This is a genomic window from Diaphorobacter sp. JS3050 (assembly GCF_013154915.1).
Lineage (GTDB): Bacteria > Pseudomonadota > Gammaproteobacteria > Burkholderiales > Burkholderiaceae_C > Diaphorobacter > Diaphorobacter nitroreducens.
Genome location: NZ_CP053553.1, coordinates 556,612 through 568,972, shown reverse-complemented (window position 1 = coordinate 568,972; position 12,361 = coordinate 556,612). Strand labels below are relative to the sequence as shown.

The 12,361-nt window shown below is 68.1% G+C and carries 13 protein-coding genes; 7 read left to right on the top strand and 6 right to left on the bottom strand.

Going from position 1 to position 12,361, the window contains the following annotated elements; all coding sequences use genetic code 11:
* The first annotated feature begins 159 nt into the window (after positions 1 to 159).
* The 4 genes from HND92_RS02760 (at position 160) to HND92_RS02745 (ending at position 4,694) form a co-directional block, all read left to right on the top strand.
* Positions 160 to 969 carry an ABC transporter ATP-binding protein gene (locus HND92_RS02760; protein WP_172205704.1) on the top strand — a complete coding sequence of 270 codons (810 nt, stop codon included), beginning with the start codon at positions 160 to 162 and terminating at the stop codon, positions 967 to 969.
* A 92-nt stretch (positions 970 to 1,061) separates the two neighbouring features.
* Positions 1,062 to 2,309, top strand: coding sequence for a phenylacetate--CoA ligase family protein (locus HND92_RS02755; RefSeq protein ID WP_011803924.1), 1,248 nt, complete (start codon positions 1,062 to 1,064; stop codon positions 2,307 to 2,309).
* A 192-nt stretch (positions 2,310 to 2,501) separates the two neighbouring features.
* Positions 2,502 to 3,491 (top strand): tripartite tricarboxylate transporter substrate-binding protein, encoded by a 990-nt coding sequence (locus HND92_RS02750; protein ID WP_011803923.1) that lies wholly within the window; start codon positions 2,502 to 2,504, stop codon positions 3,489 to 3,491.
* A 165-nt stretch (positions 3,492 to 3,656) separates the two neighbouring features.
* A complete protein-coding gene (locus HND92_RS02745; RefSeq protein WP_011803922.1) occupies positions 3,657 to 4,694 on the top strand; it encodes a tripartite tricarboxylate transporter substrate binding protein in 1,038 nt (345 codons plus the stop codon).
* Positions 4,695 to 4,731: 37 nt separating this feature from the next.
* Here the strand turns inward: HND92_RS02745 and HND92_RS02740 are convergent, their stop codons facing one another.
* Positions 4,732 to 5,055, bottom strand: coding sequence for a DUF1840 domain-containing protein (locus HND92_RS02740; protein WP_011803921.1), 324 nt, complete (start codon positions 5,053 to 5,055; stop codon positions 4,732 to 4,734).
* A 20-nt stretch (positions 5,056 to 5,075) separates the two neighbouring features.
* Positions 5,076 to 6,359 carry a class I SAM-dependent methyltransferase gene (locus HND92_RS02735; RefSeq protein ID WP_011803920.1) on the bottom strand — a complete coding sequence of 428 codons (1,284 nt, stop codon included), beginning with the start codon at positions 6,357 to 6,359 and terminating at the stop codon, positions 5,076 to 5,078.
* Between the two features lie 289 nt (positions 6,360 to 6,648).
* Here HND92_RS02735 and HND92_RS02730 point away from each other — a divergent pair, with 289 nt between their 5' ends.
* Entirely contained in the window at positions 6,649 to 6,819 is a 171-nt protein-coding gene (locus tag HND92_RS02730) for a hypothetical protein (RefSeq protein ID WP_011803919.1), read from the top strand.
* Between the two features lie 115 nt (positions 6,820 to 6,934).
* Complete coding sequence (locus HND92_RS02725) at positions 6,935 to 7,489, top strand: hypothetical protein (protein WP_253940094.1); 555 nt, start codon at positions 6,935 to 6,937, stop codon at positions 7,487 to 7,489.
* 69 nt (positions 7,490 to 7,558) lie between these two features.
* On the opposite strand, the gene HND92_RS02720 is transcribed toward HND92_RS02725, so the two are convergent.
* A complete protein-coding gene (locus HND92_RS02720) occupies positions 7,559 to 8,230 on the bottom strand; it encodes a DNA-3-methyladenine glycosylase I (RefSeq protein ID WP_172205699.1) in 672 nt (223 codons plus the stop codon).
* A 74-nt stretch (positions 8,231 to 8,304) separates the two neighbouring features.
* On the opposite strand from HND92_RS02720, the gene HND92_RS02715 reads away from it, so the two are divergent.
* A complete protein-coding gene (locus HND92_RS02715; RefSeq protein ID WP_172205697.1) occupies positions 8,305 to 9,450 on the top strand; it encodes an aminopeptidase in 1,146 nt (381 codons plus the stop codon).
* Positions 9,451 to 9,534: 84 nt separating this feature from the next.
* On the opposite strand, the gene HND92_RS02710 is transcribed toward HND92_RS02715, so the two are convergent.
* From HND92_RS02710 to HND92_RS02700, 3 genes are all read right to left on the bottom strand, one after another.
* Positions 9,535 to 9,792: an acyl-CoA-binding protein gene (locus tag HND92_RS02710; RefSeq protein ID WP_011803915.1), complete on the bottom strand. Its 258-nt coding sequence runs from the start codon at positions 9,790 to 9,792 to the stop codon at positions 9,535 to 9,537.
* An 84-nt stretch (positions 9,793 to 9,876) separates the two neighbouring features.
* Positions 9,877 to 10,977, bottom strand: a complete 1,101-nt coding sequence (locus HND92_RS02705; RefSeq protein ID WP_172205695.1) for a M14 family metallopeptidase — start codon at positions 10,975 to 10,977, stop codon at positions 9,877 to 9,879.
* A 100-nt stretch (positions 10,978 to 11,077) separates the two neighbouring features.
* Positions 11,078 to 12,283, bottom strand: a complete 1,206-nt coding sequence (locus HND92_RS02700; RefSeq protein ID WP_172205693.1) for a M20 aminoacylase family protein — start codon at positions 12,281 to 12,283, stop codon at positions 11,078 to 11,080.
* Between the last annotated feature and the right edge of the window lie 78 nt (positions 12,284 to 12,361).

The following is a 12,361-nucleotide window of genomic DNA, read 5'->3' as shown; positions in this document are numbered from 1 at the left end:
CGTCGGGAAGGGGGATGGCGCCGGTGGTCGGGCAAGACCCGTTCCACGGCGCCCGCTGGCGCGGGTTGCGCCAGGTTCAAGCGGCTGCGCAGGGCAGCCGCCAATCGAGAGGGCTGTGGCGACAGCCCTGCCGATTGGCACCACTACAAGGGCAAGGCTATGGAGTCCAGAAACATCGTTCTCAGCGTCAATGGCATCGAGGTCATCTACAACCATGTGATCCTGGTGCTCAAGGGCGTGTCGCTGCAACTGCCCGAGAAGGGCATCGTCGCCCTGCTGGGCGGCAACGGCGCGGGCAAGACGACCACGCTGCGCGCGATCTCCAACCTGCTCAAGGGCGAGCGCGGCGAGGTCACCAAGGGCAGCATCGAGCTGCGCGGCGAGCAGATCCAGAACCTCTCGCCCGCCGACCTGGTCAAGCGCGGCGTGGTGCAGGTCATGGAGGGGCGCCACTGCTTCGCCCACCTGACCATTGAGGAAAACCTGCTCACCGGCGCCTACACCCGCACCGACAAGGCCGAGATCGCGGCCAACCTGGAGAAGGTCTACAACTACTTCCCGCGCCTGAAGACGCGCCGCACCAGCCAGGCGGCCTACACCTCGGGTGGCGAGCAGCAGATGTGCGCGATCGGCCGAGCCATCATGAGCAACCCCAGCATCGTGCTGCTGGACGAGCCCTCCATGGGCCTGGCGCCGCAGATCGTGGAAGAGGTGTTCAACATCGTGAAGGATCTCAACGCCAAGGAAGGCACCACCTTCCTGCTGGCCGAGCAGAACACCAACATGGCCCTGAAGTATGCCGACTACGGCTACATCATGGAAAGCGGCCGCATCGTCATGGACGGCGCCGCGCAGGACCTGGCCAGCAACGAAGACGTGAAAGAGTTCTACCTGGGCGTCGGCGGTGGCGAACGCAAGAGCTTCAAGGACGTCAAGAGCTACAAGCGCCGCAAGGGCTGGCTGGCCTAATTACTCTCAAATTAATAGCTGCTAGCGCTTGACAGACAAGCGCTTAAGGCCGATTTTGCCCTAAACCTCTCCCAACGACAGGAGACCCAGGCATGAGCATGTTCTACGACGCCCTGGAAACCCGCGCCCCCGCCGAGCGCGAAGCCGCCCTCATGGCGGCCCTGCCCCGGCAGATCGCCCACGCCCAGCAGGCCAGCCCGGCCTTCGCCGGCATCCTGGCGGGCGTGGACGCCACCACCATCACCGACCGCGCCGCGCTGGCCCGCCTGCCCGTCACGCGCAAGTACGAACTGCTGGAGCGCCAGCAGGCGCAGCGCGGCCAGAATGCGTTCGGCGGCTTCAGCGCCCTGGCATTCGGGCGTCACATGCCCCGCGTGTTCGCCAGCCCCGGCACCATCTATGAACCCGAGGGCGCGCGGCCGGACTACTGGCGCATGGCACGCGCCATGTATGCCGCGGGGTTTCGCCCCGGCGAGCTGATCCACAACAGCTTCAGCTACCACTTCGTGCCTGCCGGCTCGATGATGGAAACCGGCGCCCACGCACTGGGCTGCACGGTCTTTCCGGGCGGCACGGGGCAGACCGAGCAGCAGGTGCAGGCCATGGCCGAGCTGCGCCCGGCCGGCTACATCGGCACGCCCAGCTTCCTGAAGATCATCCTCGACAAGGCCCACGAACACGGCGTGGCGCTGCCCAGCGTGACCAAGGCGCTGGTCTCGGGCGAGGCCTTCCCGCCCTCGCTGCGCGACTGGCTGGCCGCGCGCGGCGTGACGGGCTACCAGTGCTACGCCACGGCAGACCTGGGCCTGATCGCCTATGAGACCAGCGCGCGCGAAGGCCTGGTGCTGGACGAGGGCGTGATCGTCGAGATCGTGCGCCCGGGCACCGGCGACCCGGTGCCCGAGGGCGAAGTGGGCGAGCTGGTCATCACCACGCTGAACCCCGACTACCCGCTGATCCGCTTCGGCACCGGCGACCTGTCGGCCGTATTGCCGGGCCAGTGCCCCACGGGCCGCACCAACACCCGCATCAAGGGCTGGATGGGCCGCGCGGACCAGACCACCAAAGTGCGCGGCATGTTCGTGCACCCCGGCCAGATTGCCAGCGTGGTCAAGCGCTTCCCCCAGGTGCAGCGCGCGCGGCTGGTGGTCAGCGGCGAGATGGCCAACGACCAGATGGTGCTGCAGGTGGAGACCACGGAAACCGCCGCAGGCATGGCCCAGCAACTGGCCGAAGCGCTGCGCGAAGTGACCAAGCTGCGCGGCGACGTGCAGATGGTGCCTCCCGGCAGCCTGCCCAACGACGGCAAGGTCATCGAAGACGCGCGCAGCTACCGCTGATGCCCCGCGGGGCGGCCGGCCGGCGCCGTCCGTCGCCACGGCGTCGTGCGCGGCACACAAGCCGCCCACAGCCGCGTCAACCCCCCTGGGGTCAAACGTCGCCCATTTGTCAGGCGGTGCGGCCTCGGGGGTTTCCTTGATGTCCGGCACGCCGTTTCTCTCTATGATTGCGCCTCTTTTCCAAGGAGCATCATGAGAACGACATTCAAGATCGCCGTGGGAGCGGCCGCCATCCTGGCTGCATTCGGCGCATCCGCCCAGGCCTATCCGGTCAAGGACAAGAACATCACCATCGTCGTGCCCTTCTCGGCCGGCGGCCCCACCGACCGCGTGGCCCGTGACCTGGCAGAGGCCCTGCGCAAGCCCCTGGGCGGTGCCACGGTCGTCGTCGAAAACGCCGCCGGTGCAGGCAGCACCATTGGCGCAGCCAAGGTGGCCCGTGCACAGCCGGACGGCTACACCCTGCTGCTGAACCACATCGGCATGGCCACCATCCCCACGCTGTACCGCAAGCTGTCGTTCAACGTGTTGAACGACTTCGAGTTCCTGGGCATCGTCAACGACGTGCCCATGACCATCATCTCGCGCCCGACGCTGGAGGCCAAGAACTACAAGGAATTGGCCACCTGGATTGCGCAGAACAAGGAAAAGGTGAACCTGGGCCACTCCGGCCTGGGCTCGGCCGGCCATCTGTGCGGCCTGATGTTCCAGCACGCGCTGCAGTCGCACATGACGCCCGTGGCCTACAAGGGCGCGGCGCCCGCCATCACCGACCTGATTGGCGGCCAGATCGACCTGATGTGCGACCAGACCACCAACACCACGACGCAGATCGAGGGCAAGAAGGTCAAGGCCTTTGCCGTGACCACCAACCAGCGCCTGACGATGCCGTCGCTCAAGGACTTGCCGACGCTGCAGGAAAGCGGCCTGAAAGACTTCAACGTCTCCGTCTGGCATGGCCTGTATGCCCCCAAGGGCACGCCCGCCGCCGTGCTGACGCGCATCAACGAAGCGCTGCAAGTGGCCGTGAAGGATCCTGACTTCATCAAGAAGCAGGAAGGCCTGGGCGCCGTGGTGGTGGCCGACAAGCGCGTGCTGCCGGCCGAACACAAGAAGTTCGTGCAGTCTGAAATCGAAAAGTGGGGCATGGTGATCAAGGCAGCCGGCACTTACGCCGACTGATCTGCGCCAGCGCGGCGGGCGCGTCCGTCTGCCCGCCTTTCCTGCCAACGCCCGGTGCCCGCGCACCGGGCGTTTTTTCATGGGAACTGCGGGTAATCCTGCTGCCCCTGCGCGGCTGCGGCGCCTACAACCGAAGCCTTCTTTCACGCTTTTTGGAAAGACCGCATGCCGCACACATCCAGCCCACGCCGCACCCCACCGCGCCGCCAGGCCCTGCACGCCATCGCGGCGCTTCTTGCATTGGGCCTGGGCGCCACGGGCGCCGCGTATGCCCAAGCCAGCCCATGGCCGGCCAAGCCGGTCCGCATCGTGGTGCCGTTCGCCGCCGGGGGTACCACCGACATCCTGGCGCGCGCCATTGCGCCCGAGCTGGGCAAGGCCTTTGGCCAGCAGTTCATCGTGGACAACCGCGGCGGCGCGGGAGGCAACATCGGTGCCGAACTGGTGGCCAGGTCCGCCCCTGACGGCTACACGCTGCTGATGGGCACCGTGGGCACGCATGGCATCAACCGCGCGCTGTACAAGCAGCTACCCTACGACCCGATCAAGGACTTCGCGCCCGTGACGCTTGTCGCGTCGGTGCCCAACGTGATGGTCATGAACACCGAGAAGGCGCGCAGCCTGGGCATCAACACCGTGCAGGACTTCATCCGCTATGCCCAAGCCAACCCGGGCAAGCTCAACATGGCGTCCAGCGGCAACGGCACCTCGATCCACCTGGCCGGCGAGCTGTTCAAAAGCATGACCGGCACCTACATGCTGCACATGCCCTACCGCGGATCTGCGCCCGCGCTGCTGGACATGGTGGGCGGCAACATGGACGTGATGTTCGACAACCTGCCCTCCTCCATGGCCCATATCAAGGGCGGCAAGCTCAAGGCGCTGGCGGTCACCAGCGCGAAACGCTCCACCGCCCTGCCCGACGTCCCCACGGTGGAAGAGGCCGGCGGCCCCGCGCTCAAGGGCTTCGAAGCCAGTTCATGGTTCGGACTGCTGGCGCCCGCGGGCACGCCGGCCGACATCGTCCAGCGCGTCCAGCAGGAGGTGGCCAAGGCGCTGGCCACCCCTGCCGTCAAGGAGCGACTGCTGTCCCAGGGAGCGATTCCCGGCGGCAATACCAGCGCCGAATTTGCCAGCCTGATCGACCGCGAGCACCGCAAATGGGCGCAGGTGGTGAAGGCGTCGGGTGCGAAGGTGGATTGAAGAGCGGATGCGCGCGCCCGCCAGGGCGCGCTGCGCGTCACCAGACCACGTCGCAATCCTCGGCGGCGCTGCGGCGCAGCATGTCGATGAAGGGCGCCGCGCGCTGGCGCAGGCGCACGCCGTCGCCGCGAGGGGCCTCTTCCTCGGTCTGATCGTCCTCGTCCGGGGCGGTGGCCGCTGCAGCGGCCTCTTCAACCGCTACCGCCTCTTCCAGCGCGCGGATGGCGGCAGGAATCTGCGCGGCGGTGATGATGCCGTGCGGCTCATTCGGCGACTTGCCGATGATCTCCAGCAGCTGTTTGCCATTGGGCTCCAGCATGATGACGTCGGCGGTGGCGCGGGATTTGAATTTGAAAAGCATCGAAGTTCCAGGACAAAGGATCAGTGGGTGGCCGCAGGGCCTTCGTACATGTAGGCGCGGCTGAAAGGATAGTCGGACTGCGCACCCTTGAGCACGCCATCTTCCACGTGGCCCGTGGGCCGCACGGCCAGCATCTGGTGCAGCGCGGTCCAGCCGCGCTCGAAGGCCAGGGCGCAGCCCGCCAGGTACAGCCGGTAGGCGCGCAGCGCCTTCTCGCCGCGTTCCTTGCCGTGCTGCGCGACCAGCACGCTGCGCGCCTCGTCCTGACGGGCCTCCAGCGCATCCGACCAGGCCCACAGCGTGCGGGCGTAGTGGGGGCGCAGGTTCTCCGTGTCCACCATCTCCAGCCCGGCCCGGGCCATGTCGTGCAGCACCGCGCTCACATGCAGTAGTTCGCCGCCGGGGAAGATGTAGCGCTCGATGAAATCGCCCAAGCCGGCGCCCAGCCGGGGGTTGTCCAGCCCGCCCGACGTGATGCCGTGGTTGAGCAGCAGGCCGCCCGGGCGCAGCAGACGGTGCACGGTGGCGAAGTACCGCTCCATCTGCGAACGGCCCACATGTTCGAACATGCCGACCGAGGCAATCTTGTCGAACGGCTGCTCCACCTGCAGTTCACGGTAGTCCAGCAACTGCATGCGCACACGACCCTGTAGGCCGCGCTCCGCGATGAGCCGCTGCACATGCGCATGCTGGTTGCGCGACAGCGTGATGCCCGTGGCGTCCACGCCATACTCCTGCGCGGCCCACAGCAGCAGCCCGCCCCAGCCGGCGCCAATGTCCAGGAAGCGGTCGCCGGGACGCAGCAGGAGCTTGCGGCAGATGTGGTCCAGCTTGGCCTCCTGTGCCTGGGCCAAGCTCATGTCAGGCGTGCGGTAATAGGCGCAGGAATAGACGCGCCGCGGGTCCAGCCACAGGGCGTAGAAGTCGTCGGACAGGTCGTAGTGGAACTGGATATTGCGTGCGTCATGGGACAGGGTGTGCGCCGCCATCGAACGCGCACGCAGCAACACGCGCTGCCACCCAGTCGCCGGTCCCTCGTGCGTGGGGTTCTGCTTGAGCAGCGCCGCGGCCGCCGTCATCAACTGGCGCATGCTGCCTTCCAACGCTACGCGGCCTTCGACGATGGCCGCGCCCACGTTGCCAATCTCGCCCATGGCCAGGGCCACCACGGCCATGCGGTCGCGAAAACGCAACCGCAGGTCGGCATTGGCGTCACCCAGGCGCGCGCCGTCGGGCAGTTCGACAGCTACCCCTACAGGGGAAAGCGCCAGGCTGGCCTCCAGGGAGTGGAGCAGATGCTTCATGACATGTCCCTCGGTCTCCATGACAACTGCCATTCTTGAAGGGCGCGGGCAGGCCCGTCAATGGGCGCTGGCCGACATGCCGGCAAGGTGCTGTCTGACAGGTGCCGCGCGCACCGCCACCGGCAATGGCGCGGCAAAATTGCGGTGGATGTCCCGCCAGACATGCGCCACCAGCTCATTTATTAATAGCATATTTGGTATCACGGCTGGCACACCCCTCGGCCTTGGAAGGGCGCTCGCGGCTATGGCCTAATAGGGAGTTTTCACCGTTTTCATTTCAGGAGCCATCATGGGCAACAAAATCGTCACCGAAGCCGACCGCAAGCGCACTCCCCGTCCCACCCCCATGCCCGGCATGGCAGTGACCACCCACGGCCGCGGCCAGCGCGTGAGCCTGGAGCGCGGCGTGGCCACGCGCAGCAAGAAAAACCCTGGCAAGCGCGCCAACCAGGGCGGCTGATCGCCCCTTTTTGCCCGGCTTAGCCTGCAAGCCCTCTTCGGAGGGCTTTTTCATGGGCGGCACTGCACGCCGCCCGTGCCGCACCATCGCCGCATTCCCGCTACCGGAAGGCCCCATGCCCCAGACGCCCGCGCCACTGTCTCCCGAAGATGCCGCCGCGCTGTACCAGGCCCTGCGCGCCGAGGGCATGGCCGACGCCCTCACCACGCTGCACATCGGTGGCGCGCACACGCGGCTGCTGAGCGGCGCCGCAGACGCGCCCGCGCTGCTGCGCACGCTGGACATCGGCGCGCGCGTGACGGCCGCCACCTGCTTTGCCCACCAGCCGCCCACGGAGGCCGAGATGGAGCACGCGATCATGCTGGTGGAAGATGCGGTGATGCCGGTGCGCGACCTGCTGGCGCCCGGCTCCACGCTCTACACAGCCGACGGCGGCATACGCCAGATCGCGCTGGCTGCGGGCCTACCGGCGCAGCCGGAGTTGCGCCTGCCGCTGGAAGCGGTGGAGCACACCTTCAACCGCCTGGCCGCCCTCAGCCTGGGGCGCCCCGCCACGCAGGACACCCTTGCGCAGGACAACGCCTTCGCGGCCACGCTGCTCATCCTGCGCGAGTGCCTGCACCATCTGGGGTTTGACCACATCGTGGTCCGGTCCGACGCGGTGGTCTAGGGCCTGTTCACACTATTTTCGCCAGTGCGAATAGCGTGAGCAGGCCTTAAGCCGGCTTTGGGGCGCGCATCAGCCCGCAGCGGGGGGTGTGAACGCGGCGCGCGCGGCCTCTGCCTCAGCGCGTGCGCCGCAGCCCTCCAGGTGGTCGTTGACCAGCCCCATGGCCTGCATGAAGGCATACATGGTGGTCGGACCCACGAAGCTGAACCCACGCTTCTTCAAATCCTTGGACAGCGCCACCGACGCCGCCGAGGTGGTCATCGCACGCACCGCAGGCAGCGTCATGCGCTCGGGCCGCTGCTGCGCGGCCAGGGGCGCATAGCGCCACACATAGTGCGCCAGCGACCCGAACTCGCGGCGCAGTTCCAGCACGCGGCGCGCATTGTTGATGGCCGACTCGATCTTGCCGCGGTGGCGCACGATACCGGCGTTGCCCATCAGTTGGTCCACCTCGGCGGCGCCGAAGTCCGCCAGCGGCTCGGCCTCGAACTGCGCCAGCGCCGCGCGGAAGGCCTCGCGCTTGTTCAGGATGGTGATCCACGACAAGCCGGCCTGGAACCCCTCCAGGCAGAGCTTCTCGAACAGGCGGCGCTCGTCCGTCACCGGGAAGCCCCATTCGTGGTCGTGGTAGTGCCGGTACAGCGGGCTGGCGCGGCACCAGAAGCAGCGCGCATGGCCGCCCTCGTCGGTGAACAGGCCACTGGCCTCGTCTGGGGGGGAGGGTTCGGTGGTTTCGAGCATGGGGGCATTGTGGGGGTTGGGTCGCATGGCGCAAGAACGTCTTGCTATGCTTGGCCGCACCCGCCTCCGCCACCATGAGCACATCCACCCCATCGCCCCGGCGCCCGTGGCCGCTGCTGGCAGCCGCGCTGCTGCTGGGCGGCTGCGCCCAGTCGGGCGGCACGTTGGGCTACTACTGGCAGTCCCTGCGCGGGCACCTGGAGATCATGAACGCCGCGCGCCCGGTGCAGGAGTGGATCACCCACCCCGACACCTCCGCGCCGCTGCGCGAGCGGCTGCAGCTGGCCCAGCGCGTCCGGGCGTTCGCGGTGGACGAGCTGGCCCTGCCCGACAATGCCAGCTACCGCCGCTATGCGCGCCTGGACCGCACGGCTGCCGTGTGGAACGTGGTGGCGGCGGGCCCCTATTCGCTCACGCTGCACCGCTGGTGCTTTCCGATCACCGGCTGCATCGGCTACCGCGGCTACTTCGACGAGCCCGGCGCACGGGCCGAGGCCGCGCGCCTGGCGGCCACCGGACTGGAGGTCAGCGTGTACGGCGTACCCGCGTATTCCACGCTGGGCTACAGCAACTGGATGGGAGGCGACCCGCTGCTGTCCACCTTCATCGGCTGGCCCGAGGGCGACTTCGTGCGGCTGCTGCTGCACGAATTGGCGCACCAGGTGGCGTATGCCGAGGGCGATACCGCGTTCAACGAATCCTACGCCACGGCAGTGGAGCGGCTGGGCGTGCAGCGCTGGCTGCAGCAGCACGCCACCCCGGCCACCCGCGCCCAGTTCGCGGCCAGCGAGGAGCGCCGCGCGCAATGGCGCGCGCTGACCCAGGCAACGCGCCAGCGGCTGGCCGAGATTTATGCATCAAATGGGGCTGCAGCGCCCGACCATCAAGCGCTATCAGCTATTAAAAAAGAAGCAATGCAGGACTTCCGCGCGGCCTATGCCACGCTGCGCGCGCGCTGGCTGGCCGCACACGTCCCCGAGGCACAGCTGGCGGCGCTGGACCGTTGGGTGCGCGATGCCAACAACGCCAGCTTCGCCGCGCAGGCGGCTTATGACGAAGGGGTGCCCGCGTTCATGGCGCTGTTCGAGCGCGAGGGGCGCGACTGGCCGCGCTTTCATGCAGCCGTGCGGGCGCTGGCCCAGGCGCCGCAGGCCGAGCGCACCGCCGCGCTGCAGGCGCTGGCGCCACAGCCGCCCCGGGTGGCCCACGGCGGAGGCTGACGCCGCGTTGCCCGCCCCCGCGTGCCTGCTGCGGCTTCGCGGCCTGGGGGACGGTTGGCCCGCACGCTGGCGGGCCCACAGCGCTCAGCCGCGCAGGGATTCGATCAAGTCGATGTACTGCTGCTTGGCCGCGTCGCCGGACGTTCCCTTGAGCTTTTCCCAGGCGTCCCACTTGGCGCGGCCCACGATGTCAGAGAAGCTCGGCTTCTTCTCGGCGTTGTCGCCGGCGGTGGCCTGCTTGTACAACGCATAGATCTTCAGCAGCGTCGGGTTGTCGGGGCGCTCGCTGAGGTTCTTGGAATTGGCCACGGCGGCCTCGAAGGTGGCGTTCAGATCGGACATGGAGTGTCTCCGGTTCAGGGTTGGTATCGCCGCACAGTGTAGTCAAAACACGAACGACCGTTCTTTTTTAAAGCCTCCCCAGGATCACGCCATGCACAGCCCATCCACGGCCTGGAACAGCACCTGCCGCGCCTGGCTGATCACCTGGCCCTTCCAGGCGTCGGTGTCGGTGTAGAAGGCCTCGCGCATCTGGGCATGGACCCGCGCGGCCAGGGCGGGCGATGCCTCGGGATGCCGGTGCAGCCAATGGTCCGCCCGCAGCGCCTGCAGCACGGCGGGCGCGGGCTGCGTGCCGAACTCCAGCGTGAGGGCCGTGACCTCCGCCTGCGGGCACTCGTCATAGGCGCTGTGGCACATCAGCCCCGTGAGCGGAGCAGAGGTGGAGGAGCCGTCTTCGGTGGACGTGACCGGCGTGGCGCCACCCCCGTCCCACCAGCGGCGCGCACGCGCCAGGGCCTGCGCCTCGTCGCGCCCCGCATGGATGCGCTCGCCATGGCCGCTCGGCCCCAGGCCCGTGTGCAGGTCCACCCAGGCGATGCGTTCGGCGCGCGCGCCCTCGCGGCGCAGCACGGCGCGCAACGTGCGGTTGCTCCAGGTGGGCGCCGTGCCGCCGAAGTACAGGCCGTCCGGGTGCTGGTACTGCCCGCGGGTGATCGCCGCCTGCAGCGCCTGCAAGCCGCGCGCATTCAGCAGATCGAGCAAGGCCTGCGTATTGGCCTCGCCGGGCGGCCATTCGGGCGGCAACAAAACGGGGTGCAGCGCACTGTAGGCGGGGTTGGCCGGCAACGGCTGGCTGAAGTCCACGAAGTTGCGATTCAGGTCCACGTTTTCGTGTGTCACGCGGCGCAGGTGGGCAAAGCCGTAAGGGTTGAGCGCATGCAGGTAGAGCACGGCCACACGCTGCGCCCGTGCCTTGGCGCGCCACTCGCCATCCTGCAGCGCGAACACCTGCACGCCACTGCCGCACAAGCCCTCCACGCCGTGGCAGCCGCTGCTCACGATGAGCAGGCGGTGCGCGTCAAGCGGCCCATCCCGCAGCACGTCCAGCGCCAGCGTCTCGCCGTTGGGGCCGCACAGCGGATGCACCTGCGGCTGCAGCGCCAGGCCGGCCACTGCCGCGGCGCCAACAAATTGGGCCCGCGCCTGTGCGTAACTTGCGGCGAACGCCTGCGGGATACCGATCATCGAAACCCCCTTTGGACATGTAAAAAAGGCCCCACCGCGCAACGGTGGAGCCTGGGCATGTCAGCCGTGTGAATGCCGCCTCACGGGGACCCGGAGCCTCTCAGGCCGTGGGCTGTGCCAGCCATTGGCGCGCCAGTTCCACCCAATAGGTGCCGCCCAGCGGAATCAGCGCGTCGTTGAAGTCGTAGCTGGGGTTGTGCAGCGTGCAGGGACCGCCGCCGTGGCCCATGGCGCGGTGGTCGCCGTCGCCGTTGGCGATGAACACATAGGCGCCCGGCTTGGCCTGCAGCATGAAGGAAAAATCCTCCGCGCCGCCGGTGGGCTCCTGCGCCAGCACCTTGTCTTCACCCACGATGCCCACCATCACCTGGCGCGCGAACTCGGCCTCGGCCGGCGAGTTGATGGTGGGGGGGTAATTGCGCACGAACTCGAATTCGCAGCGCGCCTCGAACGCGGCGCAGGTGTGCTCGGCCACCTGCCGCATGCGGCGCTCGATCATGCCCAGCAGCTCGGTGGAGAAGGTGCGCACCGTGCCCTGCAGCTCGCAGCTGTCGGGCACTACGTTGGTGGCCTCGCCGGCGTGGATCATCGTCACCGAGATCACGCCCGCCTCGATGGGCTTCTTGTTGCGGCTGATGATGTTCTGGAACGCCTGCACCATCTGGCAGGCCACGGGCACGGGGTCGATGCCCATGTGCGGCATGGCGCCGTGGCTGCCCTTGCCGCGGATGGTGATCTTGAACTCATTGCTTGACGCCATCACCGGGCCGGGGCTCACGGCAAAGCTGCCGGCCGGCATGCCCGGCCAGTTGTGCATGCCGAACACCGCCTGCATGGGGAACCGCTCAAACAGGCCGTCCTTGATCATCTCGCGTGCGCCGCCGCCGCCCTCTTCCGCCGGCTGGAAGATCAAATACACGGTGCCGTCGAAGTCGCGGTGCTTGGAGAAATACTGCGCCGCCGCCAACAGCATGGCGGTGTGGCCGTCGTGGCCGCAGGCGTGCATCCGACCCTGGTGCTTGCTCGCATGGGCGAAGGTGTTGAACTCCTGCATGGGCAGGGCGTCGATGTCTGCGCGCAGGCCCACGGCGCGGCCGCAGGCACCGCCGTCACGGCCGTGCACGATGCCCACCACACCGGTGGTGCCCAGGCCGCGGTGGATGGGGATGCCCCATTCGGTGAGCTTGGCCGCGATCACGTCGGCCGTGCGTACCTCCTGAAAGCACAGTTCGGGATGGGCATGGATGTCGCGCCGCACCTCGGCGATGGCGGCCGCTTCGCGGGCGATGGAGTCGATGATGTTCATGGGGATCGGGCCTGTCGTCCTGGGAATGCCACAGTCTAGCCGTGCTCCCCGATCCGCGCCGAAGCGGGCCCGAAGCCC